Genomic DNA, 21,353 nt, shown 5'->3' with positions numbered 1-21,353 from the left:
CGTGCCCTCGGGGGGAGGGAAGGAACCAGACGATGCCCGTACCCGTACCGCGGCAGAGAGTGATCCCGGCCGTGGAGAGTGGTCAGGCTCAAGCCGCGTCCCTGCCCGGGACCCAGGCCGCACCGGGGCCGGCCCGTGGAAAGGCCGCGGCCGACACGCTCACCCTGCTGGTGATCGAGGACGATCCGACCGGCGCGCCGATCGTGCCCGAGCTGCTCGACTCGGCCGGCCGCCCCATCCGGCTGCGCACCGCCCGCAACCTCACCGAGGCCGAGCGGCTGCTCACCGACGACGTCCACTGCATTCTGCTGGACCTCGCGCTGCCCGGCCCCGGCCGGGCCGCCAAGGAGGAGGACGAGCTGGCCGTGCTGCGGCACGTGCTCCAGCTCGCGCCCCGCCATGCCGTGCTGGCCCTGACCGCGTCCGGCGACGCCGAGCGCGGCGCCGAGGCCGTGCGCGTCGGCGCCCAGGACTACCTGTTCCGCGACGAACTCGACGGGCGCCTGCTGAGCCGCGCGATCCGCTACGCGGTGGAGCGCAAGCGCTCCGACACGGCCGAGCGGCGGCTGACGGAGTCCAAGCTGCGGGCGCAGGAGAACGCCCGCCTGGAGCGCGGACTGCTGCCCACCCCGCTGCTCGACGGCTCCTCGCTGCGTTTCGCCGCCCGCTACCGCCCCGGCCGTTCGCGCGCGCTGCTCGGCGGTGACTTCTACGACACGGTGCGTACGCCGGACGGCACGGTGCACGCGATGATCGGCGACGTCTGCGGCCACGGCCCGGACGAGGCCGCGCTCGGCGTGGAGCTGCGTATCGCCTGGCGAGCGCTGACCCTGGCGGGCCTGTGCGGCGACGAGCTGCTGTCCACGCTTCAGCAGGTCCTGGAGCACGAACGGGACAACGACGAGATCTTCGCGACGCTGTGCACGGTGGACATCGCACCGGACGGCCGCCGCGCCGGGCTGTGCCTGGCCGGTCATCCGTCCCCGCTGATCGCCCGCCCGAACAGGCCCGCCGAGCTGCTGCCGTACGGCAACAACGGCCCGGCGCTCGGTCTGCTGCCGCACGCCCGCTGGCCGCGGATGCAGGTGGAGCTGGGCGCGGCCTGGAGCCTGATGCTCTACACGGACGGCCTCATCGAGGGGCGCGTCGGCGAGGACGGGGAACGCCTCGGGCAGGACGGCATGGTGGAACTCGTCCGCCGTCGGCTGGCCGAGGGCCTGACCGGCGAGGAGCTGCTGCGCGCGACGGTCAGCGAGGTCCGCGATCTGAACGGCGGGGAGCTGACGGACGACGTCGCGGTCGTCCTGCTCGACCGCGCGCCGTAAGACCCCTGGCGGACTACCGTCCGCCGTTGTACGGGCCGTAGGGACCGTCGCTGCTGCTTCCGCGGCGGCGACGGCCCCAGCCGCCGCCCGAGACCTGCCTGAGCGCGGGCCGGACGTCCACGAAGAACACGATGGTGGCGACCAGGCCGGCGAGCTGGAGGAAGAGCATCGGCACCAGCAGGTTCACGGCGACCGCGATACCGAGGATGATCAGCCAGAAGCCCTTGTTCTGCTTGTCGGCGGCGCGGTACGCGTCGTCGCGGTAGAGCGCTGCCATCGCCAGTGCCACCACGGCGAGCACCAGCATGGCGAGATAGAGCAGCGACAAGAAGCCGCCGAAAGCCGTCATCAGCACGATGCCCACCACCCGGGTCGAGTCCTGTGTACGGCCACCGTACCCGTGTCCGGCCGCCGTGTATCCGTACAACGGGCCGGGCACCAGCGAAGTGCCCGGCCCATCACCGCCGGCCCGCGGTACGCGGGCCCGGTCCGAAACTGCTCACTTGGCCGGCGGCGGGGTCTTCTTCGCCACCGGCTTGCGCACCGGCGCCGCCTTCTTCGCCGCGGACTTGTTCTCGGCCTGCGCGGCCTTGGCCTCGGCAGGCTTCTGCTCGTCCTTGACCTCGACGGGCTCCGGCTTGCCCTCGACGGCGACGGCGAGCTCCTCGATCTCCTCGGCGGCCTCACCGCGCCAGGTCTTCACGGCCTGCTCGCCGTGCTCGGCGACCTTCTCGTAGGTCTCGCGTGCCTTGACGGCGTACTCGGCGGCGACGCCGACGCCGCGCAGGGCGAGGTCCTGGGCGGTCTCGCCGAGCTTCTTCAGATCGGCGTCCAGGGTGCTGCCGAACTTCTTGAGGTCCGAGTCGAGCGAGTTGAGGAACTCGCCGACCCTCGCCTGGATGGTCTCCTGCGTCACCTTCACCCGGGCACCGGCCTCCTTGGCGCGGGCGGCGGCCTTCTCCTGGACCACCTTCGGGTCGGTGTTGCGCACGGCCTCGATACGGGCCGGGGCCTCGGTGCGCAGCTGCTCGACCAGGCCGGGGACCTTCTTGGCCTGCTGAATGGCCAGGTCGGCGGTGCCGGCGGCGAAGTAGAGCGGGGTCGGGTCGCTGAGGGTCTTACGCAGGTCGTCGGTGATGGCCATGGGAACGGTCCTCCCGGTTCGGCTTTCGACTGAGGGTTTGGGGCGGTCCGCCGGTCGGCGTCCGGTCGTCCTGGTCGGCCCGGTCATCCCGGCCGGCCCGGTCAGCCGGCGTCGCGCCGCGGACCGGCATCGCTGCCGTCGGCCGTGCGGGGGCCGGGCGTGTCGGTGTGCTGGGCGTCGTCCGTGTCAGGAGCCTCCTGGGCCACCCGGCCGTTCTCTTCCGCCGTGCCCGCCCGGGCGATCTCGAAGCCGTTCTCCTTGCGGAAGGACTCGTAGATCTGGAGCAGCACCTGCTTCTGCCGCTCGGTGAGCGAGGGATCGGCGAGGAGGACGGCGCGCGTCGCGCCTTCCCGCCGGCACTCCTCCTTGTCGCGTTCGGCGTCGAGGATGCCGGCCCGCACGTACAGCGTCTCGGCGGAGATCCGCAGCGCCTTGGCGACCTGCTGGAGCACCTCCGCGCTCGGCTTGCGCAGCCCGCGCTCGATCTGGCTCAGATACGGATTGGACACCCCGGCGGCTTCGGCGAGCTGCCTGAGCGACAGCTGCGCATTGCGCCGCTGTTCACGCAGATACTCACCGAGGTTGCCGACGTTGAGCGATGCCATGACTCCACTGTGCAGCCTGGCGCTAACAATTGCAAGCGCACCGCTTGCAATAGTGCGCCGCACCCCGCACGGCAGGGCCCACCGGGGCGCTCGGTGCCGAGCGCCGGATGTCCGCGGCGCCGCCCCGCATCCGTGTGCCCCCGCGGCCGCCCTGGCCACCGCGGCGCCCGCGCCCCCCGGGCGGCAGCGTCCGCGCGAGGTATGGGTTCGCCGTCGACCGGCCCGGCAGGCCCAGGGCGGCCGTGGCCTCCACCAGGGTCATCGCGTAGGTGTCGAGCGCCCGGCGTACGTTCGGGGCCGCCGGCCCCTCGCCCGTCACCAGGCGGTCGAGGTCCACGTACGCGGAGCGGATGATCTCGATCCACCGGTAGACGCGCCAGTCCTCCTGCCAGCCCTTGGTGCAGTCGTCCGGCAGCCGGCGCGACCAGCGGCTCAGCAGCCGCCTGCGGATGTCGGGACGGGTGGGCGTCAGGTGCATATGGCGGACGAGGTCGTACAGCGGGTCCCCGATCACGGCCATCTCCCAGTCGATGAGGGTCAGGCCCCCGTCCGCACGGCGTACGAGGTTCCACGGGTTGAGGTCGCCGTGCAGGAGCACCGGCCGGCGCGGGGCCAGGATGTGGCGGGTGAGGATCTCCGCCAGCCGGACACTGTCCGGAAGTCCCAGTTCCCGAGCCAGGTCCCGGGTGGCCTTGGGCAGCTCGCCGACCATGCGGACCAGTTCGGCCCGCAGCCAGGAGGAGAAGTCCACAACCGGGAAGAGGGGCTCGATCCGGTCACAGGGGACGGCCGTCAGCTCGGCGAGCTGGTCGACGAGGTCGTCCGCTTCGTTCGGCAGCAGCCCGTACACGGGGTGGGCGGGCGGCCGGATGCCGTCCGGGGGCCCCTCGTAGGTGTGGATGGTGAACGGCTCGTCCAGTCCGCTGGTGCCCAGGGCCAGTACCCGTGGCGCCCGTACGCGGACCCCGGTCCGTTCGATCACGCCCAGCACGACGTGCTCGTTCAGGAAGCGCCGCTCCAGGGGGTTCGGTGATCCCACCTTTCTGCGCACCATGACCGGGAAGCCGACGCCCTCCACCCGCACGGCCGTGTTGAGGTGAGCCGTGCCCTTGAAGACCCGCCCCGGCGACGTTCCCCCTTCCTCGAACAGCGCACGGCTCACCGCCCAGAGGGGGAAATCCGGGCGGACGGCAACCCGCCGGTCACGCTTCCAGGCGACCGGGAACATGGCGCGTTCCCGGCTGGGCCCGGCACCATGGGACTCGTTCCACCGGAAGAGGATGCGTTCGATCTCCCGCTCGCCGGGCACCTTCCTCAGGCGTAGCGGCTCCTCCGCCGCCACCAGCGACCGATGCACCGTCTGCGTCGCCGCGTCCAGGTCCCGCCCGTCGGGGGAGCCGCCCAGCGATTCCGCGGCGCGCATCACGTCCGGATAGACGGACTGGGCGCGCTCGAAGGCCAGATAGTGCTGCAGGTCCCGGTCCAGTCCGTGGACGGCCTCGCTGCGCCGCTCCCCCATGACGGTGCTCCAGGCTTCGACGACCTCGTCCCACTGGTGCCGGGGATACCGCGTCCGCACCAGGTGGGTGGCCAGGTCGTGCAGGGGGTCGCCGTATGTCGCCAGCTCCCAGTCGACGCAGATCAGCGGCGGGCGACCGTGGGAGGACACGATGACGTTGTCCCGGTGCAGATCCGTGTGGAGCAGGCTGAAGGGGCGGCTGATGAGCGCCGGGAGCCGTTCCGCGAAGCGGACCATGGCGTCCTCGGGGATACCCAGCATCGCGAACAGGCCGCCGAACCGGGCCTGGTTGCGCTCCCTGATCTGCTCCTCCGCCGCGTAGGCGAGGGCGCGCAGAAAGGCCCTGCCGTCCCGGTTGGAACGCGGCCAGGACGCGGGCAGCGGCGGCAGGTGCCGTCGCCGTACCCGGGTCAAGTCCGCGAGCAGGCCCGCCAGCGCGGTGATGACGCCGGAGTCCAGCGGGGTGCCGTCGGGGTGGATGCGCGAAAGGGGCACGCCCTCGACGTGGCCGAGGACGACGATGTCCCGGTGCCGGGCCACGCAGCGGGGAACGTACGGCAGGACGCCCTGGATCGCATGGAGGATCTCCGACTCGTCCTGCCAGGTCCTGATGACGACGGGCAGCGCCGTCGGGATCCGCCGGCGGACCGTGACCGGCGCCCGGTGGTCAGGGGCCACCAGAGGACAGTCCCGTTCCGTCAGCGGCCGCACCGTGTAGTTCAGGTGGTGGTGGCCGCGGTCGAAGGAGCCCAGCGCCCGGGCGTAGCGCAGAAACCGCTGGTACTCGTCGTCCGCCGGGCGCTGCCGAGCGCGGTGGTCAGGCACTGGCGGACCGCCCAACGGGGACTCCTGCATGACTGTGCGGCACTCTCGATGTTCATGCGCCGCGAACGAGGTGGGCACACCCTAGGGCATCGCCCGCCCTGCCGAGAGGCGGACTCGGCATTCCACTGCGGATCCGGGCACCCGCGGCACTCGGAAGGATCACCCGCCCGCGCCGCCGCAGGGGACGGTGATCCGGCGGGTCAGGGCCGCTCGCGCAAGATCCGCAGCACCGGCTTCAGCGAGGTCAGCACGCACTCGGCTCCCGCCTCCCGCAGCGCCTTCTCCTGGTGGCTGCTGCCGGCGTAACCCAGGAACGGCACTCCGGCCTGCCGGGCCGCCTGGAGATCGGAGGGGGTGTCCCCGATCATCAGAGCCGTGGGCGGTGAGGCGCCCATCGCGCTGAGGGCACGGTTGAGGCAGTGCGGATCCGGCTTCAGATGGTGCAGATCACGGGTGCGGCCATAGACGTTGCGGGCGAAACAGCCGGTCAGGTCGCGGTCGTCGAGGTAGCTCACGGCGGTCCGGGCGGAGTTGTTCGTCGCGATGGCCAGCCTCGCCCCACGGGCGGTCCACGTCCGTATCAGCGGATCCGCGTAGGCGGTGGGCCAGGCGGAGACCACCGCCTTGAGCTCCTGCCGGGTGAGCCGCTCCTCCAGCTCCGCCACCAGGTCGCTGTGCGGGCGCCGGCGGTTCACCGCGTGCAGGACTGCCATGGGATCCGGGTGGACGCGTTCCTCCTCCGTCAGCAGGCCCTGGAGCCCCTGTCCCTCCAGCCACTCGACCAGATCCTGCGCCACGCCCTCGGCCGAGTGGCCCGCGAACAGACGGCACACGGGACCGTCGAAATCGAAGAGCACGCAGCGCACAGGTCCGATCAGTTCCCGCAACTGCCCGATCTCTTCCGCATTTTGATCAGCCTGTGTCGTATCAGAGGTCACTAGGAGAGTGTCAGGTCCGTGGTGATGGTTTCCCAGAGGGCGTCGAACCACTTCTGGGACTGCTCCACGAACGCGGCGTCCCGTCTGCCCGCCCGCTGCTCGAAGGAGAAGAGGAGCGACTTGGCGCCCAGGGTGTCGTACAGCTCCAGGGTCTCGCTCTCCACCTCCTCCTCCCGCTTGGTGAGCATGTAGTACGCGATCAGGGCCTCCGCCCCGTTGAGGAGGTAGAGCTTCACCGGCGGGGTGAAGGGCAGTGCGCGGAAGGTCACACGGACGTCGATGTGGTGCGAGGCACGCAGGGCCTGGAGGTTGTGGCGCAGGACATGCCCCTGGGCATTGCGCTGCTCGAGCCAGCGTCTGTGCACCGGGTCCTCCTCCCCGGGGCTGTTGACGGAGATCGGGAACGCGAGATTGATCTCCCGGGAGGGCAGGAGGATACGCACGTCGATCGACCGGGGGCGGATACGGCCCTCGTGGATCAGCCGCACCGGTTCACCGAGGGCCAGCATCAGCGTCTCTGCGGTCAGGCAGGCCGCGTCGATGCGGACGTGGGGCGCCGCGAACGCCTGCGTGAGCCTCTGCGCCAGTCCGACCATCGTCGGCTGCGGCTCGTCCCCGACCGGCTGGGCCTCGGCGACCCGGGGCGGGCTGCCCTTGGTGACATTGCTGAGCAGGCCGTCCTCGTGGAGCGCGCGCAGGGCCTGGCGTACCGCGCCCCGCTGCACCCCGAACTCCTTCGCCAGTTCGGCCTGCGTGGGCAGCCGGTCGCCCGCCTTCAGCTCGCCGGTGCGGATGCGAGCCCGCAACGTGTCGGCGAGCTCCTGGGACGAGGACCTTCTGGTGCCGTTGACTGCGGCCTTCTCCTGGGTCACGACCAAACGTTACAACCGGCGTCCATCTATGGGCAGTTGTTTAAGACTTGTTCGACGCCTGTGACCAACTAGGTGCGGTAACGGAAAAGTTGGCGGCGACATCAGCGGAGTTGGTGGAAGGTCCGCCGCTCCTCGCATACCACCCGCGGCCGATCACTCCCGCAGGTCCCGCAGCACCTGCAGCACCGGCTCCAGTGAGCGCACGACCACCTCGGCGCCCGCCTGGCGCAGGCACTGCTCCTTGTCCTCGTTGCGGGCGTACCCGAGGAAGGGCACCCCCGCCAGCTCGGCGGCCTGGAGGTCGGACGGGGTGTCCCCGATCATCAGGGCGTGCCCCGCGGCCGCTCCCATCGCCCGCAGGGCCCGGTTCAGGTGGTACGGGTCCGGCTTGAGCCGGTGGAGGTCGTGCGTGCGGCCGTAGATGTGCGGGGCGAAACAGCCGACGAGCCCTCGGCCGGCCAGGTATGCGGAGGCCGCGCGTGCCGAGTTGTTGCTGATGATCGCGAGCCGTGCGCCGAGCGCGGTCCAGGTCCGGATGAGCGGGTCGGCGTACGGGGTGGGCATGGCGCTGGGCACGGCCCTCAGCTCCTGCCGGGTGAGCAGCTCCTCCAGGTCGGCCACGAGGTCGCTCCCCGGGTGCCGCCGGTCGACGGCGCGCAGCGCCACCTGGGGGTCGGGCCGTCCTCTCTCCTCCTCGGTCAGCAGCGCGGGCAGCCCCTGCCGCTCCAGCCACCTCTCCAGTTCCCGGGCGACGTCCGTGGCTCTGCGGCCCGCGAACAGCCGGCAGATCGGTCCGTCGAAGTCGAAGAGCACGAAGCGTGCGGCCTCGACCAGCTCGCGCAGTCTCTCGGCCTCCGCCGTCACCGGCGTGGTCCGCGTCGTATCAGAGGTCACCAGGAGAGTGTCGGATCCGTGGTGATCGTTTCCCAGAGGGCGTCGGACCACACCTGCGACGGCTCCACGAAAGCCGTGCAATCTGGCCGGTTCTATGCGCCCCGCGTGGATCTCACGCAACGGCTCGCCCATCGCCGGCGTGAGCGATGCCGAAGTCGGGCTCACGCCTCCATGGCCGAGCAGCGCAACTTCACGCCATCTTCGGGCAGTTCAGCGAAAGGTGGTTATGAGGCGACTCCAAGTGGAGATAACTGAGGTGAAGTTGGTCGCCAACTTCATTAGAAGTTGAGCAAGTCTGAGCGTTTTTGAACAACATGGTCACATCTTTGGAAAGGTCGGTCACCGTGACCTCGTGACGCTGCCGACCGGGTTCCCTTCCGGAGGGGAGCCGGGAGCCCGGTCACCCACAACCGCATGGCTACGGATGCGCAGCAGCACGGCACGGCGGTCACCACCCGCACGGAAGGAGCGCCATCCCCGAGCCCGCGACGGCTCAGAAGATGTCCGGGCACCACGGCCGCCTGGACGTACGCAGCAGGGCGTCGGCCACGGAGGCGGCGCCCTTTTGCTGTTCCCGTACCCGCCCGAGCGCCGCGAGCCGCACGGCGGACTCGTCACCCAGCCACAGGGTCGCCAACTCGCCCACCGGCAGGGTCAGCTGGGGCTCCTGGCCGGTCGCCGTGCACTGCGCGCCGTCCGGTCCGGCCTCCAGCCGGTAGCGGCCGGGGGCCAGACCGGCCTCGTCCACGACCTCCAGGACGAGCGTGCCGGAGCTGCCGTACGTCCGTGCCTCCAGGGCCCGTACGACGTCCAGGATCCGCACCCACAGCCAGTCCGCGTGCATGACGAGGTGGGCGGCGCGGGGATCCGGCAGGAAGTGCGGCAGCAGATCGTCCGGGGCGCGGTGGCCCGTCCGTACCGTCGTGATCCAGTCGATCGAGCAGAGATAGCGCCACAGGGCGCGCTCGGCGTCCGGCCCGGTGGCGATCAGCCCTTTGACGGTCACCGTGCCGCCGGGCAGCTTGTCGTCACCCCATCGGTCGTCGCACACATAGGTGACCAGGCCCTCGACCTCGCCGGAGGGCCCGCGGTAGACGGCGTGGAACGGCTCGGTCCAGGGCCGGGCGTCCAGGCGGATCGCGCCCGTGGCGAGCTGCCACCAGCGCTCGGTGCGGTCGACGGCGCCGGCCTGGCCGCGACGCAGTCGCTCGTGCAGTGCGGGGCCCAGCGCGCGGACGTCGGCGCCGCCGACGAGGTCGATACGGCCGCCGTCGTCCGGGACGGGGCGGTGGCGGTCCAGGCCGGTGCGGGGCACGTCGACGGCCCACTGCGCGGTGTGGGTGGCGGGGCCGAAACCGAAACGGCCGTAGATCGGGTACTCGGCGGCGATGAGCGTGGCGACGACGTCGCCGCGCTCCTTCGCGGCGGCGAGGTCGAGGGCCATCATGCGGCTCAGCAGGCCACGGCGGCGGTGGGTGGCCGTGACGGAGACGTTGGTGATCGCGTCGGCGGGGACGGGAGTGCCGCCGACCGCGGTCAGCTCCTGGGGAAAGGACCGGAGGGTCGCGACGATGGGGGTCCCGCCGCCGGAGCGGAGCCCGGAGCGGGGGGCGCCGTCGTCGAAGGCGCCGAGGGTGCGGCCGGGGAGGAAGCGCTTGGCGACATGCGCGACGTCGTGGTCCGACATCTCCGGGGGACGGAGGAAGCCGGTGGTGAGAGCGCGGCTCCACTCCTTGATCTCGGACTCGGAGACGGCACGTACGTCGATGTCCTCAAGGCGCCTCATGCGCACACGCTAGGGTGCGGCGCCCGGCGTGTCGTGTGAATTTGGCCGGTGCGGGGGGACAGGGCCGGTGTCTGGAAGGCCCCCGCACATGCCGTCGCCCGACGGCCATCGGCACGCGGCCGGGCCCGTGCCTGGAAGACCCCCGCACATGCCGTCACCCGGCAGCCATCGGCGCGCCGCCGGGCCCCTGCCTGGAAGACCCCCGCACATGCCGTCACCCGACGGCCATCGGCACGCGGCCGGGCCCGTGCCTGGAAGACCCCCGCACATGCCGTCACCCGGCAGCCATCGGCGCGCGGCCGGGCCCCTGCCTCAAAGACCCCCACGCATGTCGTCGCCCGAGGGCCATCGGGGCGCTAGAAGGCCGCGCGGACCCCGCCGACCTCACGGCCCCCGCCCAGCAGCGGTGCCCGGCCGATCCGGGTCACCACCGGGGCCTCGACGCCCAACAGGGTCAGGGCCCGGGCCAGTACCGGGCCCAGCGTGCGGGTACCGCCGTCGTCCACCTTGAAGGCGAGGGCCCGGCCGTCGGGCAGCGCCACCGCCTGGACCGCCTCCGCGCCCATCTTCGACAGGGCGCCGGGAATCTCCCGCATCAGCCAGGTGTCGGGGCGACGGGTACCGGCCACGTACTCCGGATGCGCCCGCATCGCGTCCGCCACCCGGCGCTCCGCGGTGCCGGGTGCCGCCAGGACGAAGGAGCGGAAGGCGCGGGCCAGCCCGACCAGGCTGATCGCCATGAGCGGGGCCCCGCATCCGTCCGTGCCGACCGCGGCGACCGGCTCGCCGGCCGCCTCCTCCACCACCGAGTGGATCAGCTGCTGCAACGGGTGCCCGGGATCGAGGTAGGAGTCCAGCGGCCAGCCCCGCAGCGCGCACGCCGCCAGCATCGCCGTGTGCTTGCCGGAACAGTTCATGGTGATCCGCTCCCGCACGGCACCCGACGCCAGGTACGCCTCCGCCTCCGCCGGGTCCAGCGGCAGGTCGGGCGGGCACTGGAGCCGATCGGCGCTCAGATCGTGCTCCGACAGCATCCGCCGCACCAGCTCCCGGTGGAACGCCTCGCCCGAATGGCTCGCGGCGGCGAGCGCCAGGCGCTCGCCCGCCAGCTCCAGGCCCGCGCGCAGCACACCGGCCGCCTGCATCGGCTTGTTGGACGAGCGCGGGAAGACCGGCGCCCGCACCTCACCGAGCGCCAGTTCCACGGAACCGTCCGCGGCCAGCAGGACGAGGCTCCCGCGATGCCGCCCCTCGACGAACCCGGAGCGCACCACCTCGGCGAGCACCGGGGGCACGGAAGACGGAGCGGACAGGGCGGGCTGGGCCGGCGTCGGCATGGGGTGGTGGCCTCCGGGACGGGGACCCGCCCGGGCGACACCCGCCCCGGAAGGTCTCCGGACCGGCGCCGTCCACACTCGGGGCCCCGGGTTCGCCGGGACCCTCGCGTCACATGAGCAGGTCGTCTACTTGTGCTTCTCCTTCACGGTACCTGCGTGCGATTTCGGCGCTGCAATCGTCCGCCGTGCGCTGCAACTGCTGCCGCCGCCGGGAGACCTGCCGCTCGTAGCCCACGAGCCGGACCATCCCCGCGCCCAACTCCTCGTCCGTGCGCGCCTTGAGGTCCGACAGCTCGACCCCGCCCAGCATCCGGGACGCCAGCCGCCGGTACTCCTCTCCGTGCGGTGTGCCGAGTGTCACATGGCGGGCGGAGGAGCGATGGCGGGCGGGCTCGTCCTTGAGGATCTCCGCGAGCCGTTCCATGACGTCCTCGGGGGCCGCCCGGCCGCCGCGCCGGGCCAGCTCCGCCCGCAGGATGTCGATACGGCCCTGGAGCAGCCGCCGTACGTAGCTGAGATCGGCCTCGTCCCGCTGGGCGTCCCGGCGCAGCGCACGCAGCTCGGTGAGCCGCAGCGCGGACAGGTCGTGCCCGGGCGGATCGTCGGCCAGGGGGCTGTCCATGCGCTGCACGGGCGGCCGGTGCTGCTTCAGGACCCCCGACAGGGCGGGCCCGACAACCCCGGGCGGCTGCCCGGTACTCGATGTGCTCATGTGCCTCTACCGTCCCCTCGACCGGCGCGGCACCCCCCACGGATGGGCCGCGACAGACGCATCGTGCCACTCCGCACGGCCGTCGCGTGACCGAGTGCCACCGATCTGCCCCGGATGGAGGCGTTAAGGGGCAATAAGAATGCCCTCATAAGAGATCACCGGTCCGGTCGGCCGCGGGATTCGGGGACGCTCGAGCGGGCGCCCGCGAGGGGCGTTCGGGCCGCACGGCATCATGGACCCCATGCGTGCGGTGGTGCAGAGAGTGGACGGCGCGAGTGTCGTCGTGGACGGCGAGACGGTCGGCGAGATCAGCGGCGAGGGGCTGTGCGTGCTCGTCGGGGTCACGCACGAGGACACCAAGGAGAAGGCCGCCCAGCTCGCCCGCAAGCTGTGGTCGATCCGCATGCTGCAGGACGAGAAGTCCTGCTCGGACGTCGACGCGCCGCTGCTGGTGATCAGCCAGTTCACGCTCTACGGCGACGCCCGCAAGGGCCGCCGCCCCACCTGGAACGCGGCCGCCCCGGGCGATGTCGCCGAGCCCCTCGTCGAGGAGGTGGTCGCGCAGCTGCGTGCGCTGGGCGCGACGGTGGCGACGGGCCGGTTCGGTGCGCAGATGCGCGTGTCGCTGACGAACGACGGCCCGTTCACCGTGCTCCTGGAGATCTGAGGCCCCGGGCGGTACGAGCCCTACGGCTCTACGACGACCTCCTGCGCCGCCGCCGTCGAGTCCGCCATGAGGCGGGCGTCGACCGGAACGTTCCGCTTGACCAGGGCGAGGGCGATGGGGCCCAGTTCGTGGTGGCGCACCGACGTCGTCACGAACCCGATCTTGCGACCTTCCGGGCCCTCGTCCGCGAGGCGGAGCTCGGTGCCGTGCGGCGGCAGATGCACCTCGCTGCCGTCCAGGTGCAGAAAGACCAGACGGCGCGGCGGCTTGCCCAGGTTCTGGACGCGGGCGACGGTCTCCTGACCGCGGTAGCAGCCCTTCTGGAGGTGCACGGCGGAGCCGATCCAGCCCAGTTCGTGCGGGATGGTGCGGTGGTCGGTCTCGAAGCCGAGACGGGGGCGGTGCTGCTCCACGCGCAGCGCCTCGTACGCCAGCAGGCCGGCCGCGGGGCCGTTCTTCCCGGCGTAGGACTCCAGGTCCAGGCGCGGCAGGAAGAGGTCCCGGCCGTACGGCGTCTCGCGGACCATGACGCCCTCGGGGGCCTCGGCGATCGAACCGGCGGGCAGGTGCACGACCGCGAACTCGTCCGTACGGTCGGCGACTTCGACGCGGTAGAAGAACTTCATCGACTCCAGGTACGCGATCAGCGCGTCCTGGGTGCCGGGCTCGACATGCGCCCAGACCGTCTCGCCGTCGTCGACCAGGTACAATGCGTGCTCGATGTGCCCGTGCGCGGACAGGACGAGGGCCTCGGTGGCCTGGTGCGGGGGCAGTTCGCTGACGTGCTGGGTGAGCAGCAGATGCAGCCAGCTCAGTCGGTCCTCGCCGCTGACGGTGACCACACCGCGGTGCGAGAGGTCCACGAATCCGGAGCCGTCGGCGAGGGCGCGCTGCTCGCGGAACAGGTCGCCGTAGTGGGCGGCGACACCTTCGTCCACACCCTCGGCGGGGACGGCGCCGGGCAGGGACAGCAGAGGACTCTTCATGGACCCAAGCCTACGACGCGGTATTTGAACTCTTGAGGGAACAGTCCTCGCACCGGCCGAAGATCGCGAAGTGCTTCAGATCCGTGTCGAAGCCGAACGTCTCGCGCAGCTTGGCGGTGAACTCTGCGGCGATGTCGAGGTCGGCCTCGATCACGTTCGTGCAGTCGCGGCAGACCAGGTGGATGTGGTGGTGCCGGTCCGCGAGGTGGTACGTCGGCGCACCGTGCCCCAGATGGGCGTGGCTGACCAGCCCCAGCTCCTCCAGGAGCTCCAGGGTGCGGTAGACGGTGGAAATGTTGACCCCCGACGCCGTCTTCCTCACTTCCACGAGGATGTCGTCGGGGGTCGCGTGCTCCAGGGTGTCCACGGCTTCGAGCACGAGTTGCCGCTGCGGGGTCAGCCGGTAGCCACGCTGCCGCAGATCGCTTTTCCAGTCGGTGCTCACCACAGCACCCAGTGTAGGACCGGCGCCGTGAGCCCGGCCTACTTGAAGAAGGCGATCCCGTCGTCCGGGAGGTCGTCCGGAAGGGCCTTGGCCCAGCGCTCGACGTCCTCGGGAGTGACGACCTTCTTCAGGTGCGCCGACATGTAGGGGCGTAGCGGGACCTCGGGGGTCTGCTTCTCGCCGACCCACATCAGGTCGCTGTTGACGTACCCGTACAGCCGCTTGCCGCCGGTGTAGGGACCCGACGCCGCCGTCCGCGCCACGGCGTCCGTGGCGATGTCGACCTGCGGCTTCTTCTCGGCCAGCTCGCCGTACCAGACCTCGACGACCCCGTCGCTGCGGACCATGGTGATCTCGACCTTGCGGTCCTTGCCGATCCGCCAGAAGCCGGACTCGGACTCCAGCGGCCTGACCTTGTTGCCGTCGCCGTCCAGCACCCAGGTGTGGGAGTGGTACTCCAGGAAGTCCCGGCCGTCGTGGGTGAAGGAGACCTCCTGCCCGAAGTTGCACTTCTCGGAGCCGGGGAAGTCGTGCACGCCCGCGCCCGCCCAGTTGCCGAGCAGGAAGGCGAGCGGGACGAGGTCCTTGTGGAGGTCGGACGGGATCTCGATCATGAGCTGCTTTTCGTCGTGTCCGTCGGGGATGCGGGGATCAGCGCTGGCCCTCGTACAGCTTCTTCACGGCCAGCCCGGCGAAGGCGAGCACGCCGACGCAGACCAGGACCAGCAGGGTTTCGAAGAAGATCTCCACGGGGTGCTCCTTGGTGAGCGAGGGTGGGTACACAGAGCCGGCTCCAAGCTTACGTGGCCGGACCCCGGCCTTCTCGGCGAGGGGGACTCCCCCGGGTTCAGCGCTTGACTTCGTCGATGAAGCGGGACCATGCGGCCGCCTCGAAAAGGAGGGTGCCGCGGGCGGGGTCCTTGCTGTCACGGACGGGGACGACGGAGGGGAGGTTCTGGGCGACCTCTACGCAGGCACCGCCGTCCGGATTGCTGTAGCTGCTCTTGCGCCATGTCGCGGTGCTCAGGTCGATGGCTCGCACGGCACTTCCTCCAACATCCGCAGGATGAACTTCCGCGACTCGGCCGGGCTCAGAGCCAGGTCGCGCATCGCATCGTACGCACGTTGCAGCCGCTCAACTGAGCTGTTTTCTTCGATCAGTTCACCGCGGTGAGCGTTCTCCGTGTACGCCACCGTCTTTCCGTCCAGCAGGCGCAGGAACATCACGTCGGTGCTCACCAGCCCGTGCAGGCCGACGCCCTGCGGCAGCACTTGAAGTGTGATGTTCGGGCGGCCGGACACCTCCATCAGGTACTCCAGCTGCTTCCGCCAAACCGCCTCGTCGCGCAGCGGGGTGCGCAGCACCGCCTCGGCGAGCAGCGCTCGGAGTGGCGGCGCGTCCTCACCCTCCAGGAGTTCACGTCGCCCCGTTCGCGCCTCGACCTGCTGATCCAGCTCCTGCCCCTTCGCACCGCCGAGTGCGAGAACTTCGTACGCGTAGCCCTCCGTTTGAAGCAGACCGTGAACGGTGCTCACCCCGAAGTGCCACAGATTCACCGCCTCCGCCTCCAGGACCATGTACCGCCGGTACTGCTCCTTGAACTGCGTCGGGTCCCCCACCGCCAGTTCCCACAGGGCCAGCAGCAGTCCGGGGGTCCCGTAGTGCTGGTCCAGCGCCTGGACCACCTCCGGGCTCCCCAGGGTCTGACCGCTCTCCATCTTTCCGAACAGGGACCAGTCCCAGCCCAGCACCTCGCCGAGCTTCCGCAGACTCTCGCCCCGCTCGGTGCGCAGTAACCGGAGTTCCTCGGCGAACCGCTTCCTCGGCTCCTGGCTGCGCCCCGTGATCACCCGTCGCGGTGGCATCGCGCTCCTGTCGTGAAGGACGGCTGTGGAAGGTGTGGAAGGAGTGCCGAGCAGCGGCGAAGGAGATCCCGTCCACGGCGTTCCGGCCCTGCTCAGCGGCCATGCTCGTACTGTCCGGAACACGCAGCGTAGTCCAACTGTCACGCCCCGCGCAGGCCTTGGGCGGAAAGGAACGGCACCCCATGAACACGGAGTCCCCCGAGCGCGGAGCGCTCCTCTACGACCCGGCGACGGGCAAGGTCGGCGCGTACCAGGACCGGTCGGGGCCGTATGCGATGCTGCGCCCGGTCGGCGGGGGCCGGGAGTGGCAGGCCGATCCCGCCACGCTCCGCCCGGCCACGGCGCGGGAGCGGCTCAGCGCCGGGGTGACGGCGGCGAACGAGCGCACCCGGTCGGCCGGCGACACGAGCCGCCCGCCGCTTCCGGTCCGTGGCTGCGCCATGTGCACGGAGCTGGACGGACTGCGGGAGGCCGCACGGGCGGAGTGCGACGGCAGCGCGGAAACGGACGCGAACGTTCTGCTGCGGCGCCACCACAGCCGGGAGCACCGCCCATGACCTTGCGGGGCTAGGCTGCGGGCATGGCGAAGAAGCTCGTGATCAAGGTGACGGCCGGAGCGGATGCCCCGGAGCGCTGCTCGCAGGCGTTCACCGTGGCGGCCGTGGCGGTGGCCAGCGGTGTGGACGTGTCGCTCTGGCTGACCGGGGAGTCGTCCTGGTTCGCGCTGCCGGGACGTGCCGCCGAGTTCGAGTTGCCGCACGCCGCGCCGCTGCCGGATCTGATCGATTCCGTCCTGGCGGCCGGGCGGATCACCCTGTGCACGCAGTGTGCGGCCCGCCGCGAGATCACGGAGAAGGACGTCATCGAGGGCGTGAGGATCGCGGGCTCGCAGGTGTTCGTCCAGGAGGCGCTGACGGACGACACGCAGGCGCTCGTGTACTGACACGCAGGCACGCCGGAACAAGGACCGGCAGACCCTGCCCGGCGGATCACGGGTGCGCCGGTGAGGCGCTCTGTGAATGGCTGGGGTTCGGCCATGGGGTCGACGGGGTCGGGCGGGTCGGCGGCCAGACGGAACTCCGCAAGCCGGTTGGGCGCGGTGTGCGGCAGCCTGGTCAAGCGGCCGTGGCTGTCGTTCAGCCGGCTCCTGCTCGCTGCCGGCGTGGTGGGGGCCCGGCACCGGGTGCCGCAGCCGTGGTCGGCGGCCGCCCATCCCATCACGCTGATCCTCGCGCTGTGGGTCTTCACCCGGGCAGCGTCCAGGAACTGAGCCATTCCGGGGGATCCGATCCGCCGGACAGGCCCTCCTAGTGCCGTTTCTTCCCGTCCAGCTCGTCCCACCACTCGTCTGACTTCGGGTCCCCGGACGGGTCGTCCCACCAGCGGTCGTCGGGGCCGCGCCGGTTCGCCACCACCGCCGCCAGCGGCGGTATCACCATGGCGACCACACACATCGCCACGGCCGCCGGGACGGACCACAGACGCACGACTCCCCAGGCCAGAACGAAGAGCACCAGGCAGGTGCCCATCATGGCGAAGTACACGTGACGTCGTCGTGCGTACATACCTTCACTATGCCCCCGGACATGCGGAAGGACCGCACCCGAGGCGTCCAACCCGAGAGTGCGGCCCTTCCGGCTGTGCCGGTCCTGCTCAGACGGCGATCGCGACCTCCGCGAGACCGCCCTGCTGGGCAACGACCGTACGGTCCGCGGTGGCGCCCGGCACCAGGGCGCGTACCGTCCAGGTGCCCTCGGCCGCGTAGAAGCGGAACTGTCCGGTTGCCGAGGTCGGGACCTCGGCGGTGAACTCGCCGGTCGAGTCCAGCAGGCGCACGTAGCCGACGACGGGCTCGCCGTCGCGGGTCACCTGACCCTGGATGGTGGTCTCACCGGGCTTGATCGTCGAGGCGTCGGGGCCGCCGGCCTTCGCTCCACACATGGTTCTTCCTTCGGGGTAGGTCCGGGGTCCGGGATTACTTGGCGGCGCCCAGCTCGATCGGGACACCGACGAGGGAGCCGTACTCGGTCCAGGAGCCGTCGTAGTTCTTGACGTTCGGGACCTCGAGCAGCTCGTGCAGGACGAACCAGGTCAGCGCGGAGCGCTCACCGATGCGGCAGTAGGCGATGGTGTCCTTGGCGAGGTCGACGTTCTCCTCGGCGTACAGCTTCTTGAGCTCCTCGTCCGACTTGAACGTGCCGTCGTCGTTGGCGTTCTTCGACCACGGGATGTTACGGGCGGTCGGGACGTGGCCCGGGCGCTGCGACTGCTCCTGCGGCAGGTGCGCCGGGGCGAGCAGCTTGCCGGAGAACTCGTCGGGCGAGCGGACGTCGACCAGGTTCTCGGCGCCGATCGCGGCCACGACGTCGTCACGGAAGGCGCGGATGGAGGTGTCCTGCGGCTTGGCCTTGTACTCGGTGGCCGGGCGCTCGGGCACCTCGGTGCCGTCGACCAGCTCGCGGGCGTCCAGCTCCCACTTCTTGCGGCCGCCGTCGAGCAGCTTCACGTTCTCGTGGCCGTACAGCTTGAAGTACCAGTAGGCGTACGACGCGAACCAGTTGTTGTTGCCGCCGTAGAGGATCACCGTGTGCTCGTTGGCGATGCCCTTCTCCGACAGGAGCTTCTCGAAGCCGGCCTGGTCGATGAAGTCGCGGCGGACCGGGTCCTGGAGATCCTTCGTCCAGTCGATGCGGATCGCGTTCCTGATGTGGTTCTTCTCGTATGCGGACGTGTCCTCGTCCACCTCGACGATCGCGATGGTGGGGTCGTTGAGGTGGTCCTGAAGCCAGTCGGCGTCGACCAGGACGTCGCTGCGGCTCATGCGCTTTCTCCTCCGGGGCAGTTGCGGCGGTGGTGCGGGTGCGAAGGGGCGCGGGTACGCGGTCGGGCCGGGCGTACACGGCGCAGGATGGCCCCGGGGTCGGGCGCGGGGCCGGTGATTACGGGAAGGGGTTCCCGCTCAGAAGGGGCGACAGAGCATGGCGGCGACGCGGCACAGGTCTACTGCCCGCCGCTTCGTGAGATCCGCCTGTCGCTGCATGGGGTCGATCGTAGGGACGGATCGCCGGGCATGTCACCGGCGTGTCGTATGTTGAGATGCGATCGTCCGGCATGCGAGAAAGGATGTGCGATCCGACGGCCGCCGGACGGCTCCGGGCCGCCCGCGCCCGTCACGTCATCTGCGGTACGGACGAGCCGTCTCGCCCCTCGGACACCTCGGCCCGTGGACACCCGGAACCGGGGCCTCTCCGCCCGGGGGCCCTGGTGCTGGGCTCTTCGTCCTGGCCCCCTTCGTCCCGGGCCCCTCGCCCGTCGGGCCGGAGCCGTCTTCCGTGCTACCCCGCCAGACTGACGTCCGAACCCTTCGCCGTGATCTCCACGCCGTCCTTGGTCGCCCGCACCCGGTCGAGGCGGATACCGCCGGGCAGCCGGGCGATCCCCTGCTGGAAGTCGGCAACGGTACGGAACCGGTTCTCGAGGAACTGGAGCCCCGGGAGCTGGGGCAGCCCGTCCGCGTGCACCTGGACGGTGTTGCCCCGGACCGTGGCCGAGCTGAGCACGGAGACGGGCTTCGACGTCTTGAAGCCGGGGGCCTGGATCGTGAGCGCCACCTTGATCTTGCCGTTACCGCCGTCCGACAGGCCGGTCACCCGGGCCATCACGCCGAGCCCCACGTCGGTGGGCTCCGACTTGGCCTTCCTGAGCAGCTCGTCGTAGGTGATGAGCGCGGTGCCGGTGGCGTCGGCCGCGGTGGCGGAGCTGTAGTCGCCGGAGAACCTGACGCCCTTCATATGCGCGTGGAGGTCGTCTATACGGACGTGCTCGCCGCCGTTGCCGGTGGCCGCCTCGTAGTCCTTGATGCCGATCTCTACGTCGTCCAGCTCCCCGTCGGCGACCTGGGTGAGGAAGGGGAAGCCGTTGATGGACACGTCCGGGGTGGTGGCCAGGTTCTCGGTGGTCTTCAGCTTGTCGGCCACCTTGCCCTCGGCGAAGTGGACCGCCACCCGGTCCACGATCGCGAAGAGCCCTCCCAGGATCACGGCGACGATCAGCAGTATTCGCAGTGCGCGCATGCTCGGTGTTCCCCCACCTCGGCAGTCGTCCACGACAGGTCACTGACGACCGGGTGGCCGCCGAGCGCGACTGTAACCCCGCGCGCTGTGGCGGCCACCGGATTGTGGATCACCTGTGACACGCACCGCAGGCGCCCCTAGCCGAGAGCGCGCCCCAGCACCCAGACCACCGGTGCCGCCGCCGTCAGCGGCAGGGCGACGCCCGCCGTGAAGTGGACGAAGCGGGACGGGTAGTCGTAGGAGGCGACCCGGTGGCCGATCAGGGCACAGACGCCCGCGCCGAGGCCCAGGAAGGCTCCGGATGTGCCAAGGCCCGTCGCCCCGCCCATCGCGATGCCGGCACCCGCCGCCGCCAGCAGAGCCACGACCACCGAGGCCGCGGTCGGCAGCGGCAGCGCACGCGCCAGAACGGCGGCGGCGACCGCGAGGGCGCTCACCGTGACGGCGTGCGGCGAGGCCGCGAGGTGCCCGGCCGCGACGATCGACAGCGCGGCCGAGGCGACCGTCGCCATCAGGCCGTACATCCGAGTGTCCGGATCGGCGTGCGACCGCAGTTGCAGGACGAGGGACAGCAGCACCCAGACGCCGAGGGTGCCCAGGATCGCGGCGGGCGCCTGCTCCCGGCCGGCCACGAGCAGCGCGACATCCGCGGTGACCGCGCCCAGGAACGCCAGCGCGATGCCCTGCCGGGCGGGCCACATGCCGTTCAGCCGGAACCATCCGGCGGCCGTCAGGGCCTGGAGCAGCACGAGCGGTACGACGAGGGCGTAGATCCCGAGGGCCGCGGCACCGGCGAGCAGCACCCCGAGGCCCGCGGTGAGCGCGGCGGGCTGGAGTCCGGGCTCGATGATCGGCGAACGGCCCTCGAGCCGGGCCCGCTGGTTCGCGGGAAGCGCGGAGCGGTCGACGGCGGCGGGGTGCGCGGCGGTCGCCGTGGCGGCGTGACCGCCGGTGGCGGGCATGGCGTGGCCGTGGGGCTCGTACACCGGCGTCTCCTGCGGCAGCGGCTGCCCGTAGGCCGGTCCCTGCCACTGTCCGTCCCACTGCTGCGGTTGCTGCATATGTGGCTGAGGGTGCTGCTGGTGCTGCTGGCTCTGCTGGGGTTGTTGCTGTGGATACGGCTGCTGCTGCGGCTGCTGATGGGGATAGGCGGGCCCGTTCGGGTCGTACCACTCCTGCTGCTGCGCCTGCTGGGGATATCCCTGCTGCTGGTATCCCTGCTGCTCGTATCCCGGCTGCTGCGCCTGCTGCGGGTATCCCGGCTGCTGCGCCTGGTGCGGGTATCCCGGCTGCTGATGCCCGTGCTGCCGGTAGGGGTCGTAGCCCGGGTCGTATCCCTCATGGGGCTGGTTGCTCATC

Annotated in this window: 27 protein-coding genes; 5 read left to right on the top strand and 22 right to left on the bottom strand. The window is 71.1% G+C overall.

The genetic code is table 11. The annotated features are described in order from the left end of the window. The first annotated feature begins 32 nt into the window (after positions 1 to 32). Positions 33 to 1,325, top strand: a complete 1,293-nt coding sequence (locus LZ604_RS27205) for a PP2C family protein-serine/threonine phosphatase (protein WP_234518212.1) — start codon at positions 33 to 35, stop codon at positions 1,323 to 1,325. A 13-nt stretch (positions 1,326 to 1,338) separates the two neighbouring features. On the opposite strand, the gene LZ604_RS27200 is transcribed toward LZ604_RS27205, so the two are convergent. From LZ604_RS27200 to LZ604_RS27155, 10 genes are all read right to left on the bottom strand, one after another. Continuing rightward, positions 1,339 to 1,674, bottom strand: coding sequence for a DUF2516 family protein (locus LZ604_RS27200; RefSeq protein ID WP_267971890.1), 336 nt, complete (start codon positions 1,672 to 1,674; stop codon positions 1,339 to 1,341). Between the two features lie 150 nt (positions 1,675 to 1,824). Next, positions 1,825 to 2,469, bottom strand: coding sequence for a hypothetical protein (locus LZ604_RS27195; RefSeq protein ID WP_234518211.1), 645 nt, complete (start codon positions 2,467 to 2,469; stop codon positions 1,825 to 1,827). Positions 2,470 to 2,570: 101 nt separating this feature from the next. After that, the gene (locus tag LZ604_RS27190) at positions 2,571 to 3,074 is read right to left on the bottom strand and encodes a helix-turn-helix domain-containing protein (protein ID WP_234518210.1); all 504 of its coding nucleotides are present in this window, start codon (positions 3,072 to 3,074) and stop codon (positions 2,571 to 2,573) included. 22 nt (positions 3,075 to 3,096) lie between these two features. After that, on the bottom strand, positions 3,097 to 5,448 hold the full coding sequence (locus LZ604_RS27185; protein ID WP_372482207.1) for an aminoglycoside phosphotransferase family protein: 2,352 nt from the start codon (positions 5,446 to 5,448) through the stop codon (positions 3,097 to 3,099). Positions 5,449 to 5,618: 170 nt separating this feature from the next. Continuing rightward, positions 5,619 to 6,356, bottom strand: a complete 738-nt coding sequence (locus tag LZ604_RS27180; RefSeq protein WP_234518208.1) for an HAD family hydrolase — start codon at positions 6,354 to 6,356, stop codon at positions 5,619 to 5,621. Continuing rightward, positions 6,356 to 7,234, bottom strand: coding sequence for a GntR family transcriptional regulator (locus LZ604_RS27175; protein ID WP_234518207.1), 879 nt, complete (start codon positions 7,232 to 7,234; stop codon positions 6,356 to 6,358). Before LZ604_RS27175 ends, LZ604_RS27180 begins: the two co-directional genes overlap by 1 nt. 147 nt (positions 7,235 to 7,381) lie before the next feature. Continuing rightward, complete coding sequence (locus LZ604_RS27170) at positions 7,382 to 8,122, bottom strand: HAD family hydrolase (protein ID WP_234518206.1); 741 nt, start codon at positions 8,120 to 8,122, stop codon at positions 7,382 to 7,384. A 493-nt stretch (positions 8,123 to 8,615) separates the two neighbouring features. Continuing rightward, positions 8,616 to 9,908, bottom strand: coding sequence for a GNAT family N-acetyltransferase (locus tag LZ604_RS27165; RefSeq protein ID WP_234518205.1), 1,293 nt, complete (start codon positions 9,906 to 9,908; stop codon positions 8,616 to 8,618). A gap of 356 nt (positions 9,909 to 10,264) precedes the next feature. Beyond that, complete coding sequence (locus LZ604_RS27160) at positions 10,265 to 11,245, bottom strand: asparaginase (RefSeq protein ID WP_234518204.1); 981 nt, start codon at positions 11,243 to 11,245, stop codon at positions 10,265 to 10,267. Between the two features lie 109 nt (positions 11,246 to 11,354). Continuing rightward, complete coding sequence (locus LZ604_RS27155) at positions 11,355 to 11,957, bottom strand: RsiG family protein (protein WP_234518202.1); 603 nt, start codon at positions 11,955 to 11,957, stop codon at positions 11,355 to 11,357. Positions 11,958 to 12,198: 241 nt separating this feature from the next. On the opposite strand from LZ604_RS27155, the gene dtd reads away from it, so the two are divergent. After that, positions 12,199 to 12,624 (top strand): D-aminoacyl-tRNA deacylase, encoded by a 426-nt coding sequence (gene dtd, locus LZ604_RS27150; protein ID WP_234518201.1) that lies wholly within the window; start codon positions 12,199 to 12,201, stop codon positions 12,622 to 12,624. 20 nt (positions 12,625 to 12,644) lie between these two features. On the opposite strand, the gene ygfZ is transcribed toward dtd, so the two are convergent. The 6 genes from ygfZ to LZ604_RS27125 form a co-directional block, all read right to left on the bottom strand. Further along, the gene (ygfZ, locus tag LZ604_RS27145; RefSeq protein WP_234518200.1) at positions 12,645 to 13,610 is read right to left on the bottom strand and encodes a CAF17-like 4Fe-4S cluster assembly/insertion protein YgfZ; all 966 of its coding nucleotides are present in this window, start codon (positions 13,608 to 13,610) and stop codon (positions 12,645 to 12,647) included. 10 nt (positions 13,611 to 13,620) lie between these two features. Then, positions 13,621 to 14,058: a Fur family transcriptional regulator gene (locus tag LZ604_RS27140; protein ID WP_234518199.1), complete on the bottom strand. Its 438-nt coding sequence runs from the start codon at positions 14,056 to 14,058 to the stop codon at positions 13,621 to 13,623. A 35-nt stretch (positions 14,059 to 14,093) separates the two neighbouring features. Beyond that, the gene (locus LZ604_RS27135; protein WP_234518198.1) at positions 14,094 to 14,669 is read right to left on the bottom strand and encodes a heme-binding beta-barrel domain-containing protein; all 576 of its coding nucleotides are present in this window, start codon (positions 14,667 to 14,669) and stop codon (positions 14,094 to 14,096) included. A 37-nt stretch (positions 14,670 to 14,706) separates the two neighbouring features. Next, positions 14,707 to 14,838: a hypothetical protein gene (locus LZ604_RS35835; RefSeq protein WP_267971893.1), complete on the bottom strand. Its 132-nt coding sequence runs from the start codon at positions 14,836 to 14,838 to the stop codon at positions 14,707 to 14,709. A 64-nt stretch (positions 14,839 to 14,902) separates the two neighbouring features. Further along, entirely contained in the window at positions 14,903 to 15,097 is a 195-nt protein-coding gene (locus LZ604_RS27130; RefSeq protein ID WP_234518197.1) for a DUF397 domain-containing protein, read from the bottom strand. Beyond that, the gene (locus LZ604_RS27125; RefSeq protein ID WP_234518196.1) at positions 15,079 to 15,921 is read right to left on the bottom strand and encodes a helix-turn-helix domain-containing protein; all 843 of its coding nucleotides are present in this window, start codon (positions 15,919 to 15,921) and stop codon (positions 15,079 to 15,081) included. Before LZ604_RS27125 ends, LZ604_RS27130 begins: the two co-directional genes overlap by 19 nt. Before the next feature lie 182 nt (positions 15,922 to 16,103). On the opposite strand from LZ604_RS27125, the gene LZ604_RS27120 reads away from it, so the two are divergent. The 3 genes from LZ604_RS27120 to LZ604_RS27110 all read left to right on the top strand — a co-directional run bounded on the left by LZ604_RS27120 (position 16,104) and on the right by LZ604_RS27110 (position 17,191). Further along, a complete protein-coding gene (locus LZ604_RS27120; RefSeq protein WP_234518195.1) occupies positions 16,104 to 16,478 on the top strand; it encodes a hypothetical protein in 375 nt (124 codons plus the stop codon). A 23-nt stretch (positions 16,479 to 16,501) separates the two neighbouring features. After that, positions 16,502 to 16,864 carry a DsrE family protein gene (locus LZ604_RS27115; RefSeq protein ID WP_234518192.1) on the top strand — a complete coding sequence of 121 codons (363 nt, stop codon included), beginning with the start codon at positions 16,502 to 16,504 and terminating at the stop codon, positions 16,862 to 16,864. A 93-nt stretch (positions 16,865 to 16,957) separates the two neighbouring features. Beyond that, positions 16,958 to 17,191, top strand: a complete 234-nt coding sequence (locus LZ604_RS27110) for a hypothetical protein (protein ID WP_234518191.1) — start codon at positions 16,958 to 16,960, stop codon at positions 17,189 to 17,191. Positions 17,192 to 17,228: 37 nt separating this feature from the next. On the opposite strand, the gene LZ604_RS27105 is transcribed toward LZ604_RS27110, so the two are convergent. The 6 genes from LZ604_RS27105 to LZ604_RS27085 all read right to left on the bottom strand — a co-directional run bounded on the left by LZ604_RS27105 (position 17,229) and on the right by LZ604_RS27085 (position 21,352). Continuing rightward, positions 17,229 to 17,486: a DUF3099 domain-containing protein gene (locus LZ604_RS27105; protein WP_234518189.1), complete on the bottom strand. Its 258-nt coding sequence runs from the start codon at positions 17,484 to 17,486 to the stop codon at positions 17,229 to 17,231. 88 nt (positions 17,487 to 17,574) lie between these two features. After that, positions 17,575 to 17,862, bottom strand: coding sequence for a DUF1416 domain-containing protein (locus tag LZ604_RS27100; RefSeq protein WP_020122955.1), 288 nt, complete (start codon positions 17,860 to 17,862; stop codon positions 17,575 to 17,577). 34 nt (positions 17,863 to 17,896) lie between these two features. After that, positions 17,897 to 18,742 (bottom strand): sulfurtransferase, encoded by an 846-nt coding sequence (locus tag LZ604_RS27095; protein ID WP_234518186.1) that lies wholly within the window; start codon positions 18,740 to 18,742, stop codon positions 17,897 to 17,899. Positions 18,743 to 18,880: 138 nt separating this feature from the next. Then, complete coding sequence (locus LZ604_RS36370) at positions 18,881 to 18,961, bottom strand: Ms5788A family Cys-rich leader peptide (RefSeq protein WP_351335063.1); 81 nt, start codon at positions 18,959 to 18,961, stop codon at positions 18,881 to 18,883. Between the two features lie 295 nt (positions 18,962 to 19,256). After that, positions 19,257 to 19,994, bottom strand: coding sequence for an LmeA family phospholipid-binding protein (locus tag LZ604_RS27090; protein WP_234518184.1), 738 nt, complete (start codon positions 19,992 to 19,994; stop codon positions 19,257 to 19,259). A 137-nt stretch (positions 19,995 to 20,131) separates the two neighbouring features. Beyond that, positions 20,132 to 21,352: a hypothetical protein gene (locus tag LZ604_RS27085; protein ID WP_234518182.1), complete on the bottom strand. Its 1,221-nt coding sequence runs from the start codon at positions 21,350 to 21,352 to the stop codon at positions 20,132 to 20,134. Between the last annotated feature and the right edge of the window lies 1 nt (position 21,353).

Source organism: Streptomyces glomeratus (assembly GCF_021462825.1).
In the GTDB taxonomy this organism is placed as follows: domain Bacteria; phylum Actinomycetota; class Actinomycetes; order Streptomycetales; family Streptomycetaceae; genus Streptomyces; species Streptomyces glomeratus.
Note: the sequence above shows the minus strand (reverse complement) of the source record. Positions and strands in the feature narration are given on the sequence as shown.